Consider the following 20,327-nt stretch of genomic DNA (forward strand, 5'->3'; position numbering starts at 1 on the left):
AAAAATGTTGTGGCAAATAAAGGATTTAGGCACTGTTTGTAGAAATACAAATTTAAAGGAGGTTCCCCTACTTGGTCGGAGGTAAATACAGACGCGTTGTCTTGAAATTAAGTGGCGAAGCTTTAGCCGGTACTAAAGGTTATGGGATAGATCCTGCTGTAGTTGATTCTATCGCCAAAGAAATTAAGGAAATTAAGGCTAATAACCTGGATGTTGCCATTGTTGTTGGCGGCGGCAATATTTGGCGCGGTCTTGCCGGAAGCGCTAAAGGCATGGATCGGGCCACAGCCGATTATATGGGTATGTTGGCTACTGTGATGAATTCCCTGGCTTTACAGGATGCGCTTGAACATTGCGGAGTTGACTCCCGGGTACAGAGTGCCATTAACATGCAACAGGTAGCTGAACCTTATATCCGGCGCCGGGCAATACGTCATATGGAAAAGGGACGCGTAGTTATTTTTGCCGCTGGTACGGGCAATCCCTATTTCTCAACCGATACCACAGCTGCGCTCAGAGCAGCTGAAATTGAAGCTGACGTCATTTTGATGGCTAAAAAGAATGCCGATGGCGTTTATGATTCAGACCCTCGTCACAATCCTGAGGCCAAAAAGTTTAAAGAACTTGAATATATTGAAGTATTGCAGCGCGGTTTAGGGGTTATGGATTCTACGGCAACCTCACTTTGCATGGATAATAAAATTCCGATTATAGTATTTAGTATTGATGAGCCTGGCAATATTTTAAAAGCAGCGCTGGGCAAAGATATTGGAACCATTGTTGGGGGAGAAAAGAAATGACAGTAAAAGAAATCCATTCTACCCATGAAGATAAAATGAAAAAGGCTTTGGATGCTCTGCGGAAAGAATACGGGAGTTTACGTGCCGGAAGGGCTACCCCTTCACTTTTGGAAAAGGTTATGGTAGACTATTATGGTACGCCAACACCTATCAACCAGGTAGCCAATGTTTCAGTTCCTGAACCTAGAATGATCGTTATTCAGCCGTGGGAGAAAACAATGTTAGCCGCTATTGACAAAGCTATTCAGAAATCAGACTTGGGTTTGATGCCCAATAGCGATGGTACTGTTATTAGGCTGAACATTCCGCAGCTTACTCAAGAGCGTCGTTCGGAAATTGTGAAAGTCATACATAAAAAAGCTGAAGAGTGCCGGGTAGCCATCCGAAATCTGCGGCGAGATGCCAATGACGCCATAAAAAAGGTTGAAAAAGATAAAGTTATTTCCGCAGACGAAGCTAAAAAAGCTCAGGATGATATTCAAAAATTGACCGATAAATATATTAAAGAAGTAGATCAGGTAATGACTGCAAAAGAAAAAGAAATTATGGAAGTGTAACAGAGTGGATACAGTTGCGCAACCGTTAGCAGATGTTATTGTCCGGTTGGAGCAGGCCAATATTAAGTATACTGTAACAATAACCCAACCTACGCGGAAAGCCTTTCAACTGGAAGATACTCTTTATGTTATTAGGCAGCAATTAGATGCTGATGGTATTTATAATTTAATGGCTGCTGCTAAAATGGGAAAGGAGGTGTTCTAAGTAATGGCCTACAAAATTACAGACGAGTGTGTTGCTTGTGGTTCTTGTGCTGCCACTTGTCCAGTTGGCGCTATTCAAGAAGGTGAGCCTACCTACAGCATCACTGATGAATGTGTTGAGTGCGGCGCCTGCGCGGCGGTTTGCCCGACTGGTGCGATTAAAGCTCCAGAATAATTTAAATCCCCCTCGCAAGAGGGGGTTTAAATTTGATATTTGATATTTGTTGGCTAAATTTACTAAATTCGGGGGATAATTTTGGTAATACAGTTGCAGGTTGGCGGAGGGGCTTAGAGTGTGGAAGAAATGGTTCGGAAAAAATAGCACTACACAACAAAACATTTATTGTAATATTGATTTTACAAGGCTACCCCGGCACGTAGCGATAATAATGGATGGGAATGGACGCTGGGCGCAAAAAAGAGGATTGCCTCGTACTTTTGGCCACCGTGCTGGTGCTGAAACTTTGCGGGATATTGTGAAAGCCGCATCAGAAATCGGTATAAAAGTGCTTACCGCTTATGCATTTTCCACTGAGAATTGGCGGCGGCCGGCTGATGAGGTAGACTTACTCATGCGCTTGTTGTCTGATTATCTTGATAACGAGATCGATGAACTTGACCAAAACAATGTCCAGGTAAAGTTTATCGGCAAGATCGACGAGCTAGCTAAAACATTACAGAATAAGATTGAAAAAGCTCAGGCGCAAACTGCTCAAAATACCGGTTTAATTTTGAATCTTGCCGTCAACTACGGCGGACGGGCTGAGCTGACGCGCGCTGTTAAAATAATTAGCGAAAAAGTACTAAATAAGGAACTGACTTTAGAAGATATCACTGAAGAAATGATTGAGAGAAGTTTGTATACCGCAGATTTGCCAGCTCCAGATTTATTGATCAGGCCGAGCGGCGATTTTAGAATCAGTAATTTTTTACTGTGGCAATTGGCATATACGGAATTTTGGTTTACTGATATTAATTGGCCGGATTTTAAACCAGAGCACTTAGTCCAGGCTATCTTAGATTTTCAGCAGCGAGAACGAAGGTTTGGCGGTATTAAAAATACAAAAAAACGGTAGGTGCCTACATTGCTTGGTATGCGTATTTTGACAGCAGTTATTGGAATACCGGTAGCTATATATATTATCAATTACGGCGCATGGGTATTTGCTGTAGCTGTAGTATTACTGGCCTTGATTGCCTGGCATGAATTTTATAAAATGATGCAGTTCAAAGATATAAGGGTTCATTACAGTACCGGGCTTATTGGTATTATTTTAGCACTCGGCTGTACCTGGTTGGGTAATGCTCAAGAATTAGTTATGGTAATTCTGCTGATAGTATTGTTGACCATGGTTAAAACAATACTATCCCATGCAATTTTTGGTGTCAGCGATGCTGCTTTCACTATTTTAGGGACACTCTATGTCGGTTTAACTTTTGCTCATTTACTGCTCCTCAGGTTCACTGACCAGTATGCATACATATCTACTGAATTAGGCAGCTTATCGGCTGGCGCAATCTATCTTTGGCTAGCATTTGTCGGGACATGGGCTAGCGACACCATGGCGTATTTTGTTGGTTCGCAGCTTGGTCGGCACAAATTGTGCCCGGCGATTAGCCCAGGGAAAACTTATGAAGGGGCGGTAGGGGGACTGATTGGCAGTGTTATCGGTGTTACCGCTCTTGGCGCATTCGCCGGTTTGCCGCTTATACATACTATAGTTATTGGATTATTAGTAGGTATTGCTGCTCCATTTGGCGACCTTGCCGAGTCGGCTTTAAAGCGTTTTACCGGAGTAAAAGATTCGGGCAACATATTGCCAGGACATGGCGGTGTGCTTGACCGGTTTGATGCTATCATGTTTGCCGTGCCGGTAGTATATTATTATATAAAGGCTTTTATCATAGCTTAGAACAGGAGATTTCCCATGCAACATGTTGCAATTTTAGGAAGTACCGGGTCAATTGGTACGCAAGCGTTAGATGTTATTGCCGCCAATCCTGACAAATATAAGATAACTGCTTTAGCTGCTTATCAAAATGAAAGATTGTTGGCTGAACAGATTGAGTATTTTAAGCCTGAAATTGCCGTTTTGATTGATAAACAGGCGGCTGACCGCTTAATTCGAGCTTATAATTGCCAAACGCAAGTCCTCACCGGTGAGGATGGACTGGTGGAAGCGGCTACAATGTCCCGCACTGATACTGTACTGACATCACTTGTTGGGTTTGCCGGACTGAATCCGACTGTTGCTGCAATTAAAGCCGGAAAAACAATCGCCTTGGCTAATAAGGAAACGTTAGTAGCCGCGGGCGAACTAGTCATGTCGCTAGCTAAACAATATAATGTTAGTATATATCCTGTTGATAGCGAGCACAGTGCTGTATTTCAATGCTTGCAAGGAGAAAACAGGCAGCAAATCAGTCGGATTATTTTGACAGCGTCCGGCGGTCCGTTTCGGGGACGAACGGCTGGTGATTTGGCAAATGTTACTGTGGAGGATTGTTTAAAGCATCCCAATTGGTCTATGGGGCGTAAAATTACTATTGATTCTGCTACGTTGGCCAATAAAGGCCTGGAAGTAATCGAGGCCAGATGGCTTTTTGGCGTAGACTACGAACAAATTGACGTTTGTATTCATCCTCAGAGTGTAATCCATTCAATGGTTGAATTTATTGACGGCAGCATTATAGCCCAACTCGGTATGCCGGATATGCGGTTACCTATTCAATATGCGTTGTCATACCCCGCCCGACTGTCTTCCAATTTTCCCCGTGTTGACTTTAATACTTTGTCAGCACTAACTTTTGCTGCGCCAGATACTAATACTTTTCCGGCATTAAAGCTGGCATATGCAGCTGGCAAAACTGGCGGCACTATGCCCTGTGTTTATAATGCGGCCAATGAAGTAGCCGTCTACGCTTTTTTAAATGGTGAAATTGGGTTTCTTGATATAGCGCAGGTAATAGATTACACTATGAGAAATCATGCAGTACTTGCCAATCCGGACTTAGTCCAGATATACTCAACAGATTCCTGGGCCCGCCGCTATGCCTTGCAGGCAATCGATGATTTGAAAAGAAAACGGTAACCAATTACTTGAAGGGTTGGTGAAATTTTGTCTACAGTTATTGCGACAATTTTTGTATTTGGCCTATTAGTTTTGTTTCACGAGCTTGGCCACTTTATTACAGCCAAATGGGTTGGTATGAGGGTTGATGAGTTTGCCATAGGGTTCGGGCCTAAACTAATAAGCCGTAAGGTCGGGGAAACAGTCTATTCTATCCGGATTATTCCTTTAGGCGGCTTCAATAAGATTGCCGGCATGGACCCGGATGAAGAGAAGGATGAACGGTCATTTAGCGCTAAATCTATTTGGGCCAGGATGTTGGTTATTGTAGCTGGTTCAGTTATGAATTTTGTTTTACCTGTTATTTTGCTGTTTATCGTATTTATGAGTGCCGGTATTGATACTCCTTCCAATCAACCGATGATCGGTACTGTTTTTCCTAATAAACCGGCTGCGGCTGCGGGGCTGTTACCTGGTGACCATATAACGGCGGTAAACGGGGTTCCCATAGATTCCTGGCGGCAATTTGTTAGTGTTATTCAAATAAATGCCGGCAACAAACTGAACATCACTTATTCACGCGGTACTGAGACTGGCAAAACAGCGATACTTACACCCGAGTATGACGAAAAAGGCAAACGCGGTGTAATTGGCGTGACTCCACAAATTGATACATATCAGCCAGGAGTATTGGAATCAGTAGGCTTGGCGGCTAAACACACTTTTACTGTGGCCCAAAGCATGCTTATTGGTATTGGTGAGATGATTACCGGCAAGGCGGCAGCTGATGTAGCCGGGCCAATTGGCGTAGCGCAAATGGCAGGTGAAGTAGCTCAATTGGGTATTATCCCGCTATTGCAATTTGCCGCTTTTTTAAGCATTAATCTAGGTCTGATTAATCTGTTGCCTGTTCCGGTTTTGGACGGCGGACATGTTGTCACACTGGCTGTTGAAGGACTGAGAGGCAAACCGCTTGACAGAAACCAAATGCAGTTTATTCAGATAATTGGTTTTGCCTTGTTGATGCTCTTGTTAGTGGTGGCAACATTTAAAGATATATCCCGGTTAAAACTGTTTTAAACTGGTGGTGTAAAATGCAGCGAAAAAAGACATGTCCTGTTCGGATTGGTAAAATCCGTATAGGTGGAAATGCACCTGTATCGGTTCAATCAATGACCAATACCCGCACAGAAAATATTGCAGATACCGTAGCGCAAATTAAGCGTCTTAGAGCGGCAGGGTGCGATATAGTCCGCGTTGCCGTGCCCAATATGGAGGCAGCTCAGGCAATCGATAAGATAAAGGCAGCTGTCGATATGCCGCTTGTTGCTGATATCCATTTTGATTACCGTCTGGCCATTGCCGCTATAGAGCGCGGTGTTGACGGTCTCCGCTTAAATCCTGGCAATATTGGTGATGCCAGCCATGTAGCAGCAGTGGTCAGAGAAGCCAAAAAGCGGCAAATACCGATTCGCATTGGTGTAAATGCCGGATCGCTTAGTAAGGAGATGCTGGCGAAACATGGTGGCCGTCCTACCGCCGAGGCCATGGTAGAAAGTGCTTTGAGCCATATCAGTATTTTGGAAAACTATGATTTTTATGATATAAAAATATCGCTGAAAGCCCATGATGTACCACTTACTATGCGGGCTTATCAACTTATGTCAGAAACTGTTGATTATCCGTTGCACCTGGGGATAACTGAAGCGGGTACGGTGCGGTCAGGGGTAGTCAAGTCAGCAGTCGGGATTGGTGCGCTGTTAGCGCAAGGGATTGGGGATACTGTCAGGGTGTCACTGACTGGCGACCCGGTGGAAGAAGTCCGTGTTGCTAACGAAATTCTCAAATCATTAGGATTAAGACAATATGGTCCTACGCTTGTGTCCTGCCCGACCTGCGGGCGTTGCCAGATTGATTTGGTAGCCATTGCGGAAACAGTGGAAGGTAAGCTTAAGAACATGGATAAACCACTTACTGTAGCGGTGATGGGGTGTGTTGTAAATGGGCCGGGTGAAGCCAAAGAAGCTGATGTTGGTATTGCTGGCGGCAAGGGTGAAGGACTGTTGTTCAGCAAAGGCGAAATTATCCGGAAAGTGCCGGAAAGCGAGCTTGTAAGCGCACTATTTGCCGAAATTGACAAACTTAATAAGGAGGCTAATAAATAATGCGTGTTTCCCAGTTATTTGCACCTACATTAAGAGAGACTCCGGCCGAAGCCGAAGTAATAAGTCACCAGCTTATGCTAAGGGCTGGCTTTATCCGTAAAGCAGCAGGCGGTATATATTCTTATTTGCCGCTGGCTTGGCGAGTGCTAAAAAAAATTGAAACAATAGTACGTGAAGAAATGGATGCTAAAGGCGGCCAGGAACTGGCCATGCCGGTGATTCAGCCGGCAGAAATGTGGCAGGAAACGGGCCGCTGGAGTGTTTACGGCGATGAAATGTTCCGTTTAAAAGACCGTCATAACCGTAATTTCTGTTTAGGCCCAACCCATGAAGAAATGATTACGACGCTTGTTCGCGGCGATGTCCGTTCTTACCGGCAGTTACCGCTCATGTTGTATCAAATCCAAAACAAGTACCGGGATGAAATCAGGCCTAGATTTGGCCTGATGCGGGGCCGTGAATTCATAATGAAAGATCTGTACTCATTTGACCGGGATGAAGCCGGCCTTGACGAAAGTTACAATAAGATGTATGACGCTTATACAAAGATTTTTACCCGTTGCGGGCTAACATTCCGGGCAGTTGAGGCTGACTCCGGGGCCATTGGCGGCAGCGGTTCGCATGAGTTTATGGTTATTGCTGAGTCGGGGGAAGCGGCCATTGTTTATTGCGGCGACTGTGATTATGCCGCTAACGTTGAGAAAGCCGAACTCCATCCTATCACTGGTCAAGTTGAAGAACGCCTGCCGCTCTCGGAAACAGATACACCTGGCACTAAATCCATTGCTGCGCTTTGCCAGTTTCTGGATATTTGCCCGGAAAAAACCATTAAAACATTGGCCTATCGCACCGACACCGGCGCTATTGTGCTGGCGCTTGTTCGCGGTGACCATGAAGTAAATGAAATTAAGTTATTAAATAAGGTCGGATGCCTGCGACTTGATATGGCTAATGAAGAAGCGCTCGCCGGTATAATGGGCAGCTGCGCCGGATATATTGGTCCTGTTGGTTTTGACGGCCGGGATGATATAATTATCGTTGCCGATGCCACAGTTATGAATATGGTTAATGCTGTCTGCGGCGCTAATAAGTTGGACAAACACTATATAAATGTTAATCCTGGCTATGATTTTACACCGGATATTATCGCCGATATCCGCCTGATTCAGGAGAATGATCCTTGTCCGCGCTGTGGTGCGCCGGTTAAAACTGCCCGGGGGATTGAGGTTGGTCAGATATTCAAGTTATTTACTAAATACAGTACTTCGCTCCAGGCAACCTATATCGACGATGACGGCAAGGAAAAACCGATGGTTATGGGTTGTTACGGTGTTGGTGTCAGCCGTACTATGGCGGCTGCCATTGAGCAAAACTATGACCAAAACGGGATTATCTGGCCTGCGCCTATTGCTCCATATCATGCAGTAATCGTACCGGTCAGCAGCAAAGATGAAGCCCAAATGGCTTTAGCGGAAAAAGTATACGGTGATTTAAATGCTAACGGCGTGGAGGCTGTGCTTGATGACCGCAACGAGCGTCCTGGTGTTAAGTTTAAAGATGCTGACCTTATCGGCTATCCGCTTAGAATTACTATTGGACCCAAGGCAATTAATGATAATCTCATTGAAATAAAAGTGCGGCGAACAGGTGAAACATTGTATTTTAGCTCCGCCGATTACCTTAGCAAAGTTAAAGAACTGCTAGCCAAGCTGTAATTTATTAGTCAATTTCTACTAAAAGCGTGATAAACGGCTATCACGCTTTTTTCTTATTATCGATCAGCAAGTTAAATTTTGGCTGCTTGCTAACCGCGGATAGAATAATCTAAGGCTTTTGCCAGCGTCCTGGAGGACTTGGCACAAGCCAAGTTTTTCTTATTGCATATAAAAGGTGGTGATGGCATGGTCCCAATCAGCGAAATGGATATCATTCTCCGGCTGGTAATTTCTGCTATTCTTGGTGGGTTAATCGGTCTTGAACGCGAGAGCCTGGAACGTCCGGCCGGGTTGCGCACCCATATTTTAGTTTGTATCGGCTCAAGTTTGATGATGATAGTATCTATTTACGGATTTGCCGGTTATGAATCGGTAAGTAAAGATCCTGGCCGTATTGCCGCCCAAGTGGTCAGCGGCATTGGTTTTCTGGGGGCCGGCACTATCCTAAGGGAAGGGTTAACGGTCAAAGGTCTTACTACTGCGGCCAGTTTGTGGGTGGTAGCCGGCATTGGCTTGGCAATTGGGTGCGGTTTATTTTTTGCTGGCATCGCGGTAACTGCTCTGGTATTTTTAACATTAGTGCTGTTCGGTCAAATGGAACGCCGTCACTTGAGCAGTAAATATTATGACCGGATTAAGATGGTTGTGCGTGACCAGCCAGGCCAGCTTGGAGCGATTGGAATGCTTTTCGGCAAGCATGGTATAAGCATTAAAAATATAACTATGCATCATATCCCTGAACAAAAAGTAATAAACTTTGAGTTTGTTTTAAAAATCCCGGCAAATGCTGACATGATGCAGATATTCGCTGAACTGACCGAATTTGACGGGGTGCTTTCGATTGATAAATCATGTTAAAATATTTTATGACCTGTTATTGATGGGAGAGGTTTAATGCCTAGTTATTGTATTATACCAGAAAATTGCCAAAGCTTTTTTCGGTTTATTGACCAGCTGCCGATTGATACGGCGCACCGGGATTTATTTAAAACAGCTCAAGTAAATAAAGTTGAGGTTGATGTTTGTGCCGGGGCGTGGATAATACATATGGCGGTTGCTAAGCCTATTCCGGAGCCTGTGCTTAACACCGCAGCCCGGCACCTGTGCCAGCAATGCGGACTAAGTACAGTCATTTTTAACCAGCAGGTTGAAAATTTGAAGGAGTATCTGACAGATAACTGGCCGTATTTTGTTGGACAAGTTGCTCAAGGCCATTATGCCACCAAACACTTACTGCTTAATGCTTCCTGGTCGTATGACGAGGAAACGCTGACAATTGAGACGGTTGGCGGCCTGTCAACAGCTATCTTGACAGAACGGGGTATTGAACGTGAGATAAAGTCATTCATTATTCAGAAATTTGGCAGAATCTGTGAAGTTAAGTTTGTTAGTTCGGTTCCTGAAGAGCCAGTTGATTGTGATGATGCACTATTAACCCCTGAATATAAAGAAGCCCTTACTGAAGCAGTTTCGCCTGCTAAACCCAAAGTCAATGACAGCCCGGTGATATTTGGCCGTAATATCCGGGGGGCAACTGATACTGTGCAACCAATAAGCGCTATCCAGGATGAAGCCCGGAATGTTATCCTTACCGGGCAGATCACTAATTATGAACTACGGGAATTGAAATCAGGCCGATTCTTGTTAACCTTTGATCTGGTTGATCATACCGATGGGATTAGCGGCAAAGTATTCTTCGATAATCAGGAACAGTTTAACAAAACTGCCGGGCAACTTAAAAACGGCATGCAGGTTACTGTTAAGGGTACTGTACAATATGACAAATTTGCAAACGAACTGGTTTTGTTTGCTGACAGCATGTGCCGTGCGGAAAGAAATGAGCGCCAAGATAATGCTCCTGTACGGCGGGTAGAGCTTCATGCGCATACCCGTATGAGTATGTTGGACGCCGTTGTTTCTGCTAAAAACTTAATTAAAACTGCTGCCAAATGGGGCCATCCGGCTGTTGCTATTACTGACCATGGTGTAGTACAAGCCTTTCCGGAAGCATATGAAGAAGCAGCCGGCGCCGGGATTAAGGTTATTTATGGTATGGAAGGCTACTTATTTGATGATGACATTAACCAAGCCCGTCATATTATTATCTTGGCGAGAAATAATATTGGCCTGCGTAACTTGTACAGGCTGGTATCAATATCTCACCTTAGGTATTTGCACCGTACGCCGCGCATACCCCGGAAAATCTTGGACGAACACCGGGAAGGACTGATATTAGGTTCGGCTTGTGAAGCCGGTGAATTAATTCATGCTATGATTAATGGCGCTACAGATGCAGAACTGTTAAAAATTGCCGCTTACTATGATTACCTTGAAATTCAGCCAACCGGCAATAACGAATTTTTACTGCGAAAGGGTAAAGTTACTGATGAACAGGGTTTGCGTGACATAAATATAAAAGTATGTGAGCTTGGCGTAAAACTGGATAAACCGGTGGTTGCCACTTGTGACGTACACTTCTTAAATCCAGAAGACGAAATATATCGCAGAATTCTCATGGCCGGCCAGGGGTATGATGATGCTGACTATCAGCCGCCCCTCTTTTTCCGTACAACCGATGAGATGCTGGCTGAGTTTAGTTACCTCGGGCCTGATAAGGCCTATGAAGTGGTGGTAGAAAATCCCCGGCGCATAAACGACCTTATCGAGATAATCAAACCTATTCCTGAAGAACTATATTCACCCCAAATTCCGGGGGCGGAAGAAGAAATTAAATTCATGTCTTACCAAAAGGCCGAATCCTTATATGGAACACCTCTGCCCGAGATAGTGACCGAACGCCTTAACTATGAGCTTAACTCTATCATTAACAATGGTTTTGCTGTATTGTATCTTATTGCTCACAAGCTGGTTAAAAAATCAATGGATGATGGCTACCTGGTAGGGTCCCGGGGGTCAGTAGGTTCATCATTTGTTGCCACTATGACCGGCATAACTGAGGTTAACCCGTTACCGCCGCATTGGCGCTGTCCTAACTGCAAATACAGTGAATTTATAACTGACGGCAGCTACGGAGGCGGTTTTGACCTGCCTGACAAACAATGCCCGCATTGTCAGACTGCGATGGAAAAGAACGGGCACGACATTCCGTTTGCCGTATTTATGGGTTTTCATGGAGACAAAGTTCCTGATATTGACCTTAACTTTTCCGGTGATTATCAGCCGGTAGCTCATAAATACACTGAAGAGCTGTTTGGCCGCGACAACGTGTTCAGAGCGGGTACAATTGCCACTATTGCCGAAAAGACAGCCTATGGATTTGTCAAAAACTATTTAAATGAAAAGGGTTGTGCCGCCCGTAATGCCCATATCAATCGCTTGGTTAGCGGTTGTACCGGAGTAAAACGCACTACCGGACAGCACCCTGGCGGTATTATGGTTGTGCCGCGGGATATGGATGTGCACCATTTTACGCCGATTCAATATCCGGCTGATGATAAAAATTCCTCGACGATAACTACCCATTTTGACTACCACTCGATTAGTAGCCGGTTAGTTAAGCTTGATATTCTGGGTCATGACGACCCGACAGTAATAAAAATGCTTGAAGATTTGACCGGGATTGATGCAAAAACCATTCCTTTTGACGATAAAAAGACCATGAGTTTGTTTTCGTCAACTGATGCCTTGGGGCTTACACCTGAAGAATTGAACAGCACTGTCGGGACATTTGGTATTCCTGAATTTGGCACTAAGTTTGTACGACAAATGCTTGAGGATACTAAACCCAAAACCTTTAGTGAGTTAGTACGGATAAGCGGTTTTTCGCATGGCACCGACGTATGGCTCAACAACGCCCAAGATCTTATCAGGAACGGCACTGCCAAGTTGTCTGAGGCTATTTCGGCACGTGACGACATCATGGTGTACCTTATTCATAAAGGCGTTGATCCGCAGGCGGCGTTTAAAATTATGGAGGGTGTTCGTAAGGGGAAAGGCGTCAAACCGGACGATGTCGAGAAGATGCGGGCAAAAAACGTGCCTGACTGGTATATTGAATCCTGCCAAAAAATTAAATATATGTTTCCTAAAGCCCATGCTGTGGCCTATGTCATGATGGCTTTCCGTATAGCATACTGTAAGGTACATTATCCTTTGGCTTTTTATGCTTCATACTTCACCGTCAGAGCCGACGACTTTGATGCCGATCTGATTGTCAAAGGCGAAAAAACGCTCAAAACAGAGCTTGCTACTTTGGAACAAAAAGGAAATACACTGTCAGCCAAAGAAAAAAGTATCCAGACCATATTGGAAATGGCGCTTGAGATGTATTTACGCGGTTTTGTCTTCCACAGAGTAGACTTATACAAATCTGATGCTACCAAATTTCAGATTGTTGATAACGGGCTGCTGCCGCCACTTGCTGCGCTACAAGGGTTAGGAGCATCCGCCGCTCAAAGTATTGTAGCCGTCCGGCAGGATAAGCCTTTTTCTTCAATTGAAGATTTACGTTCACGCAGCCGGGTTTCCAAAACAGTTATTGATATCTTAAAAAACCACGGTTGTTTAGAAGGTTTGGACGATACCGATCAAATTATGCTATTTGCGTGATTTTTATCAAATTGACTAAAGCTGGTTGTAAGATTGCCATTTCAATGGTATAATAATTGAAGTATAAAAGTATTGGACTTTTTTCAAGAGTGGGTACCGGCACCCACTCTTTCATCTTATTTTACTGCTGATAGTTTTCATCATTACCATAATTAGGGTATGAGGGGTAACATATCAGGTAACAATAAAAAGTAAGAGACTGTTATGGCGGCGTTTGAGCAGCCATTACCGGAGGTGTCAACAAGTCATGTCTAAAGAGAAAATAGAAACAGTTGTCGAGAAACTTGTTTCCGATATTATTGCTGACAGCCAAATTGAACTGGTCGATGTTGAATATGTTAAAGAACGCGATTGGTATCTAAGGGTTTTTCTCGACAAACAAACAGGGATTGAGATTGACGATTGCCAGTGGGTGAGCGAACGGCTGGAAGCTAAGCTGGATGAGCTTGATTTAATTAAGGGTCACTACTATCTTGAAGTTTCTTCTCCTGGCCTTGACCGCCCGCTAAAAAAGGAACGCGACTTTATCCGCCATGCCGGTGATAAAGTAGAGATAAAAACTTATGAGCCTATCAATGGTCAAAAGTTGCTTGTAGGAACGTTGCTTGGAGCGGTTGGCCACGATATCTGTATTGATGTCGACGGGCAACCCTTGAGTGTTCCACGCGATAAAGTAGCGCAAGTAAGGTTACATATTGAGTTTTAAAGCACTGAAAATTGAATAGGGGGAATGTTTATGAATGCAGAATTTATGCAAGCATTTGAACAACTGGGAAGAGAAAAAGGTATTGCGCCTGAAGTACTGTTTGACGCTATCGAAGCTGCTTTGATTTCAGCGTATAAACGCAACTTCGGCTCGGCGCAGAATGTGCGGGTATCATTAGACCGGAGTACTGGAGAAATACATGTGTATGCCCGGAAAAATGTTGTTCAAGATGTAAGCGACCCGCGTCTTGAACTGTCATTGAATGAAGCTAAAATGATTGATCCGCGGTATGAGCTTGACGATATAGTTGAACTTGAGGTTACGCCTAAAAACTTTGGCCGTATTGCCGCCCAGACGGCTAAGCAAGTTGTTGTTCAGCGCATCAGGGAAGCTGAGCGAGGAATGATTTATGAGGAGTTCTCTAACCGGGAAAGCGATATTGTAACAGGTATTGTCCAGCGGATTGAGCAAAAAAATGTATTCATTGATTTGGGTAAAGCCGAAGCTATCTTAGCACCATCTGAACAAATTGCTGATGAGATATATAAACACGGTGACCGGCTAAAAACTTATATAGTTGAAGTTAAAAAAACTACCAAAGGGCCGCAAATACTGGTGTCTCGTACGCATCCCGGCCTTTTGAAGCGTCTGTTTGAATTAGAAGTGCCGGAAATCCACGATGGAGTTGTTGAAATAAAATCGGTAGCGCGTGAACCTGGGCTAAGGTCTAAAATTGCCGTTTACTCCAGGGATGAAACCGTTGATCCGGTAGGGGCGTGCGTAGGCCATAAAGGAATGCGGGTACAGACCATTGTCAATGAACTTAAAGGTGAAAAAATAGATATTGTCAAATGGAACGCTGATCCGGCGAAATATATAGCCAATGCCCTAAGTCCGGCTAAAGTAGTTTCGGTCGAGGTTCAGGAAGCCGAAAAAATGTCAAGAGTAGTTGTGCCAGACTACCAATTGTCATTGGCGATTGGCAAAGAAGGCCAAAACGCCCGGCTGGCTGCAAAACTCACTGGCTGGAAAATTGATATAAAGAGCGAATCACAGGCTGCTCAGTCACCAGCGTTTTCTCCCAATCCATTGCAGGAGGAATTAGTGTGAAGCCGAAAAAAATTCCTCTCAGGATGTGCGTTGGCTGCCAGGAAATGAAATCTAAAAAAGAATTACTGAGGGTTGTCAGGACGCCAGAAGGAGAAGTTGTACTTGATCCTACCGGTAAGAAATCCGGGCGGGGTGCATATATGTGCCGCAGTGAACAGTGCTTGACCAAAGCTTTTAAAGAAAAACGACTGGAACGGGCGCTTAAACACCAAATCGGTGATGATGTGTATAATGCTCTTAGAGCCGGGATTGTCGAATGAATGAACAAAAGTTCATGCTAGTTCTGGGGCTGGCTCAAAAAGCCGGTAAAGTAGTATCAGGCGATTTTGCTGTGCAGGGTGCTATAAAATCCGGCAAAGCTAAATTGCTTATTATTGCCAGTGATGCATCGGAAAGTACCAAAAAAGAGTATCAGTATCAGGCAGAATATAAAAATATTGCTATTTACAGCGCATTGTCCAAGGAACAGTTAGGTAGCGCTATCGGCAAAGCATTACGAGCTGCGGTTGCCGTTACTGATGAAGGGTTTATCAAACCGCTTATTAGGGCTCTGAAAGAGTAAGTATTGCCGTGGGGGAGAAAGAAAATGGGGGTGGATCAATGTCCAAATACAGAGTATATGAATTAGCCAAGGAATATAATACTACCAGCAAGGTTATCATAGATATTTTAGGACGCCACAATATCGCTGCCAAAAATCATATGAGTAGCGTCGAGGAAGATGCCAAAGTAGCAATTGAACGAGCCTTTGCCCGTAAAACAGGGGCACCGGAAGCAACTGGAGCTGATCGCGCCGGTCAGGAAGATCAGCCAGTTCAGCCGGCAGCTAAACTAGAAAATCGTGATACATTAAAATCAAAAGATATACCTTCACATACCCAGCAACAAAACCGGTCTAACAATAATAACCGGCAGCAACAAAACCGGTCTAACAACAATAACCGGCAGCAACAAAACCGGTTTAACAATAATAACCAGCAGCAACAAAACCGGCCTAACAATAATAACCGGCAGCAACAAAACCGGCCTAACAATAATAACCAGCAGCAACAAAACCGGCCTAACAATAATAACCGGCAGCAACAAAACCGGCCTAACAATAATAACCAGCAACAACAAAACCGGCCTAACAATAACACTCAGCAGCAACGCTCTCAAGCTGCTCAGCAGTCTAATCAGCAACGTCCGCAATCAAATCATCGACCAGTAAGTATGGATAACAGGTCTGCAGGACAACAACAAAATTCACACTTCTCAAATAACCACCGTCATTCAGCTAATAATAATTCAAGAAATAACGGCGGCACAGGCCACGGGAATAAGAATTTCCAACAGCGTTCTAACCAGCATAGGCAGCAGCCTGGCAGAAATCAGTCTACCCAGCCTAAAGCTGAAATGCCTAAGCCTAAGAGTATTAAAATTGGCGAATCCATTACTGTTAAAGAACTTGCCGGAAAAATGGGCCGGGAAGTTGGCGAAGTTATTAAAAAATTGATGATGTTGGGAACTATGGCCAGCATTAATCAGGAAGTTGATTTTGACACTGCCAGCATACTCGGTGGCGAATTCGGCGTTGATGTTGAAGCAATTCCACCGGAAGAAGATCCTACTGAAATTCCTGAAATTGAAGACGAAGAAAAAGATTTGGTTTACCGCCCTCCGGTTGTAACCGTTATGGGCCATGTTGACCATGGGAAAACATCACTGTTAGATTCTATACGGCAGACTCACGTTACTTCTCAGGAAGCAGGCGGCATAACTCAGCATATTGGCGCGTATCAGGTTATGTGCCAAGGAAAGAAGATTGTTTTCTTAGATACTCCCGGGCATGAAGCCTTTACCGCCATGCGTGCGCGCGGCGCTCAAGTTACCGATATAGCTATTTTGGTGGTTGCTGCCGATGATGGTGTAATGCCCCAGACTATCGAAGCTATCAATCATGCTAAATCGGCAAAAGTTCCGATTATTGTGGCGATAAATAAAATAGACCGTCCCGGCGCAAATCCTGATAGAGTAAAGCAGCAACTGGCTGAATATCAGCTTATCCCCGAAGAATGGGGTGGCGATACAATCATGGTTCCGGTTTCTGCCCACCAAAAAACCGGAATAAGTGACCTCTTGGAAATGATTTTGTTAGTAGCTGAGATGCTTGACCTCAAAGCCAATCCTAATCGATTGGCTTACGGGACAATTATTGAAGCAAAGCTTGACAAGGGGCGCGGTCCTGTTTCCACCGTTCTGGTGCAGAAGGGTACGCTTAGAATAGGGGATTCCATCATAGCCGGTACCGCCTACGGTAAAGTGAGAGCAATGGTTAATGACCGGGGTGAGAAAGTAAAAAAAGCCGAACCGGCTACCCCGGTGGAAGTGCTTGGTTTGGCAGATGTTCCTCAAGCCGGGGATATTTTGGTAGCTGTTGACGAACGGACAGCTAGGGCCGTAGCTGAAAAACGGATGGCCAAAAAACGTACTGAAGAAATTAAACAGTCACAGAAAGTTTCGCTTGACGATTTATTTAAACAGATTCAGGAAGGTAATTTGAAAGATCTCAATATTGTCATTAAGGCTGATGTTCAGGGGTCAATAGAAGCACTCCGCCAGTCATTATTAAACATCAAAAATAAAGAAGTCCGGGTAAATATAGTTCATGCGGGTGTCGGTGCTATTAATGAATCAGACGTAATGCTGGCTGCAGCGTCAAATGCCCTCATTATCGGATTTAACGTCCGCCCTGACGGCAATGCCCGGAAAGCCGCTGACAGTGAAAAAATCGACATCCGGACTTACCGGGTTATTTATGATGCAATTAATGATGTTGAGGCCGCTATTACTGGCATGTTGGCCCCTGAGTTCAAAGAAGTAATTTTAGGACGGGCCGAAGTGCGGCAGGTAATTTCTATTCCTAAAACTGTTGTTGCCGGCTCTTATGTAACTGAAGGGAAAATAACCAGTACAGCCCAAGTCAGACTTATCAGAAACGGCATTGTTATCCATGAAGGAAAACTTGAATCACTGCGTAGGTTTAAAGATGATGTTAGAGAAGTCGCGCAAGGATATGAGTGCGGCATAACGATTGAAAAGTTCCGCGACATTAAAGAGGGCGATATTATTGAAGCATTTACAATGGAAGAAGTCGCGCCGCGGGCTTAAGCATATGTTTTGAAATAGCGGAGGAATTACGATGGGACAATTACGGGTAGAAAAAGTCCAGGAATTCATTAAGCAAGAAATTAGTCAGATAATCTTGACTGAACTTAAAGATCCCCGTATTGGTTTTGTGACGGTTACCCGGGTAGAAGTTACAGGTGACTTACGCAGTGCCAAAATATATATCAGTCTGATGGGCAGCGATGAGCAAAAAGCGGCAACATGGGCTGGTTTAACTCACTCTTTAGGTTATATGCGCACAGAAATCGGTAAGCGCATTCGCATGCGGTTTACACCCGAGCTTACGCTACACCTTGACGAGTCGCTTGAATACAGTGCGCGTATCCAGGAACTAATTACTAAAATCAAGCAGGAAGAAGGCAATCTGTAACGGTATGGAAGTGTCAATCGCTCGCAGTGCACAGTTGTTAGATCAAGCAAAAAGTATTATGCTGACAACTCATATCAGTCCTGATGGTGATGCTTTGGGTTCGCTGCTCGCGCTTTACGCATACTTGTCAGCTCAAAAGAAACAAGTACGAATGTTGCTTGACGATGAAATACCCAGAACTTATAAGTTTCTCTCAGGCTGGGAGAAGATAGAGAAGCCGGCGAGCCCGGAAAGCCACGCGGATTTATTGGTAGTACTTGATGCCAGTGACTTATCCCGAATTGGTAAGGTCAGTACTGTTGTTAAAGCGCCAATCCTTAACTTGGATCATCATATATCAAATGTTAAATTTGCTGACTATTGGTATATAGACAGTCAGGCAGCGGCTACCGGGGAAATAATCCTAAAGCTGTTCAATGAAGTTAATGCTGATATTACGGCTGATATGGCCACGGCACTGTTTACGGCAATTGCTACTGATTGCGGTTTTTTCCGGTTTGCTAATACTTCAGCCGATACGCTCAAGTTTGCTGCTGAGCTGGTGGCCTTAGGAGCAAAGCCTCATATTATATCCGAACATCTTGACATTAAGCCGCGGGCTGTTATTGAAGCTTTGCCCAAAGTACTCGAAACGCTGGAGATAATTGACGGCGGCCCTGCCGGCCAAATAGCGACATTGACACTAAAACAGGATATAGTGTCAGAGCTTAAAGAGGATACCGAGGGTTTTATTAATTACCCCCGTAACATTGATGGTGTCGAAATAGCCATTATGTTCAAAGAAGTTGATAATAATAATGTTCGAGTTAGCTTGCGTTCACGCACAGCCGATGTTAGCCAACTGGCCCTATCTTTTGGCGGCGGCGGTCATGCCCGTGCTGCCGGATGTACTGTAACCGGACAGCTTGACCAGGTTAAAGCCCGGGTTATTGAGGCTGCCAAAAGGCAATTATCCCATAGTAGGGGAGCAACATATGCCTAACGGTATCATTAATGTACTAAAGCCTCCAGGCATGACATCACATGATGTTGTGTCTTTTGTTCGGAGGCAATACGGCATAAAACGCGTTGGCCACGCGGGCACCTTGGACCCTGCGGCTGCGGGGGTTTTGCCGGTATTTCTAGGTAACACCACCCGGCTTATTGAATATTTGGCCGATGCTGACAAGAGTTATCGTGCCGAGATTACTTTTGGTTTTGCGACCGATACTGGTGACGACACAGGTCAAATTATTGCCAGTCAACCGTATACCCGACCTGAAGCGAATAAAATAAAAGAAGTATTAGCTTCATTTATTGGCGTAAATGAACAAATTCCGCCCATGTATTCGGCGATCAAGGTTGATGGCAAAAAGTTGTATGAACTAGCGCGTTTGGGACAGACTGTTGAGCGTAAACCGCGAAAAATTGTAATTAGCAATATTGCGCTTGTCAGAGAGTGCGAAAAAGGTATTGTGTTTGACGTAACCTGTTCTAAAGGAACGTACATTCGGACGTTATGTGCTGATATTGGCCGCAGGTTAAACTGTTTGGCAGTAATGAGCTTTTTAGTCAGAACGCGAGTTGGCAACTTTTATTTGAACCAGTCATTAACGCTCGAAGAAATTATCGCCCGAAAAGAACAAGCTATTCAAAACGCGGATAGCGTTCTTACTCATATTCCTGCTATAATTTTATCTGAGCAAGATTCTTTGGCAGTAAAAAACGGGCGCAGTATTCAGTGCGAAAAAACAGGTGCCGATTTAATAAAAATGTATGATAAGCAGAACAATTTTATTGGTATCGGCCGGGAGATATGTCAGGCTGAAGGTCGTGCAATGCTGGCACCGGTAAAAATACTTAGTCCGGGCTAGTAATGGACCGGACTTTTCATACAGGCGGTTATGAGGAGA

Annotated in this window: 20 protein-coding genes; all 20 read left to right on the top strand. The window is 44.4% G+C overall.

Features of this window, described 5'->3' with window-relative positions; translation table 11 throughout:
• Positions 1-71 precede the first annotated feature (71 nt).
• The 20 genes from pyrH to truB all read left to right on the top strand — a co-directional run bounded on the left by pyrH (position 72) and on the right by truB (position 20,288).
• A complete protein-coding gene (gene pyrH / locus SCACP_RS08410) occupies positions 72-800 on the top strand; it encodes a UMP kinase (RefSeq protein WP_425060888.1) in 729 nt (242 codons plus the stop codon).
• On the top strand, positions 797-1,357 hold the full coding sequence (frr, locus tag SCACP_RS08415; RefSeq protein ID WP_425060889.1) for a ribosome recycling factor: 561 nt from the start codon (positions 797-799) through the stop codon (positions 1,355-1,357). The genes pyrH and frr overlap by 4 nt, the downstream gene beginning before the upstream one ends.
• Before the next feature lie 4 nt (positions 1,358-1,361).
• On the top strand, positions 1,362-1,562 hold the full coding sequence (locus SCACP_RS08420) for a hypothetical protein (RefSeq protein ID WP_425060890.1): 201 nt from the start codon (positions 1,362-1,364) through the stop codon (positions 1,560-1,562).
• A 3-nt stretch (positions 1,563-1,565) separates the two neighbouring features.
• Complete coding sequence (locus SCACP_RS08425; protein ID WP_425060891.1) at positions 1,566-1,736, top strand: DUF362 domain-containing protein; 171 nt, start codon at positions 1,566-1,568, stop codon at positions 1,734-1,736.
• Positions 1,737-1,854: 118 nt separating this feature from the next.
• The gene (locus SCACP_RS08430) at positions 1,855-2,637 is read left to right on the top strand and encodes an isoprenyl transferase (RefSeq protein WP_425060892.1); all 783 of its coding nucleotides are present in this window, start codon (positions 1,855-1,857) and stop codon (positions 2,635-2,637) included.
• Positions 2,638-3,474, top strand: coding sequence for a phosphatidate cytidylyltransferase (locus SCACP_RS08435; protein ID WP_425060893.1), 837 nt, complete (start codon positions 2,638-2,640; stop codon positions 3,472-3,474).
• 15 nt (positions 3,475-3,489) lie between these two features.
• Positions 3,490-4,653, top strand: a complete 1,164-nt coding sequence (locus SCACP_RS08440) for a 1-deoxy-D-xylulose-5-phosphate reductoisomerase (RefSeq protein ID WP_425060894.1) — start codon at positions 3,490-3,492, stop codon at positions 4,651-4,653.
• A gap of 24 nt (positions 4,654-4,677) precedes the next feature.
• Positions 4,678-5,712 (top strand): RIP metalloprotease RseP, encoded by a 1,035-nt coding sequence (gene rseP, locus SCACP_RS08445; protein ID WP_425061360.1) that lies wholly within the window; start codon positions 4,678-4,680, stop codon positions 5,710-5,712.
• A 14-nt stretch (positions 5,713-5,726) separates the two neighbouring features.
• A complete protein-coding gene (gene ispG / locus SCACP_RS08450) occupies positions 5,727-6,797 on the top strand; it encodes a flavodoxin-dependent (E)-4-hydroxy-3-methylbut-2-enyl-diphosphate synthase (RefSeq protein ID WP_425060895.1) in 1,071 nt (356 codons plus the stop codon).
• A complete protein-coding gene (locus tag SCACP_RS08455) occupies positions 6,797-8,512 on the top strand; it encodes a proline--tRNA ligase (protein ID WP_425060896.1) in 1,716 nt (571 codons plus the stop codon). Before ispG ends, SCACP_RS08455 begins: the two co-directional genes overlap by 1 nt.
• 186 nt (positions 8,513-8,698) lie before the next feature.
• Positions 8,699-9,370, top strand: coding sequence for an MgtC/SapB family protein (locus tag SCACP_RS08460; RefSeq protein WP_425060897.1), 672 nt, complete (start codon positions 8,699-8,701; stop codon positions 9,368-9,370).
• A gap of 36 nt (positions 9,371-9,406) precedes the next feature.
• Positions 9,407-13,081 carry a PolC-type DNA polymerase III gene (locus SCACP_RS08465; RefSeq protein ID WP_425060898.1) on the top strand — a complete coding sequence of 1,225 codons (3,675 nt, stop codon included), beginning with the start codon at positions 9,407-9,409 and terminating at the stop codon, positions 13,079-13,081.
• Between the two features lie 247 nt (positions 13,082-13,328).
• Positions 13,329-13,787: a ribosome maturation factor RimP gene (rimP, locus tag SCACP_RS08470; RefSeq protein ID WP_425060899.1), complete on the top strand. Its 459-nt coding sequence runs from the start codon at positions 13,329-13,331 to the stop codon at positions 13,785-13,787.
• Between the two features lie 30 nt (positions 13,788-13,817).
• Positions 13,818-14,897 carry a transcription termination factor NusA gene (gene nusA, locus SCACP_RS08475; RefSeq protein ID WP_425060900.1) on the top strand — a complete coding sequence of 360 codons (1,080 nt, stop codon included), beginning with the start codon at positions 13,818-13,820 and terminating at the stop codon, positions 14,895-14,897.
• Positions 14,894-15,157: an RNase P modulator RnpM gene (gene rnpM, locus SCACP_RS08480; RefSeq protein ID WP_425060901.1), complete on the top strand. Its 264-nt coding sequence runs from the start codon at positions 14,894-14,896 to the stop codon at positions 15,155-15,157. The genes nusA and rnpM overlap by 4 nt, the downstream gene beginning before the upstream one ends.
• Complete coding sequence (locus SCACP_RS08485) at positions 15,154-15,459, top strand: L7Ae/L30e/S12e/Gadd45 family ribosomal protein (RefSeq protein WP_425060902.1); 306 nt, start codon at positions 15,154-15,156, stop codon at positions 15,457-15,459. The genes rnpM and SCACP_RS08485 overlap by 4 nt, the downstream gene beginning before the upstream one ends.
• A gap of 38 nt (positions 15,460-15,497) precedes the next feature.
• A complete protein-coding gene (gene infB / locus SCACP_RS08490; protein WP_425060903.1) occupies positions 15,498-18,047 on the top strand; it encodes a translation initiation factor IF-2 in 2,550 nt (849 codons plus the stop codon).
• A 31-nt stretch (positions 18,048-18,078) separates the two neighbouring features.
• The gene (gene rbfA, locus SCACP_RS08495; protein ID WP_425060904.1) at positions 18,079-18,435 is read left to right on the top strand and encodes a 30S ribosome-binding factor RbfA; all 357 of its coding nucleotides are present in this window, start codon (positions 18,079-18,081) and stop codon (positions 18,433-18,435) included.
• Positions 18,436-18,439: 4 nt separating this feature from the next.
• A complete protein-coding gene (locus SCACP_RS08500; protein WP_425060905.1) occupies positions 18,440-19,417 on the top strand; it encodes a DHH family phosphoesterase in 978 nt (325 codons plus the stop codon).
• The gene (gene truB / locus SCACP_RS08505; RefSeq protein WP_425060906.1) at positions 19,410-20,288 is read left to right on the top strand and encodes a tRNA pseudouridine(55) synthase TruB; all 879 of its coding nucleotides are present in this window, start codon (positions 19,410-19,412) and stop codon (positions 20,286-20,288) included. Before SCACP_RS08500 ends, truB begins: the two co-directional genes overlap by 8 nt.
• The last annotated feature ends 39 nt before the right edge of the window (positions 20,289-20,327 follow it).

The organism is Sporomusaceae bacterium ACPt, assembly GCA_041428575.1.
In the GTDB taxonomy this organism is placed as follows: Bacteria; Bacillota; Negativicutes; order Sporomusales; family Sporomusaceae; genus Sporomusa_D; species Sporomusa_D carbonis.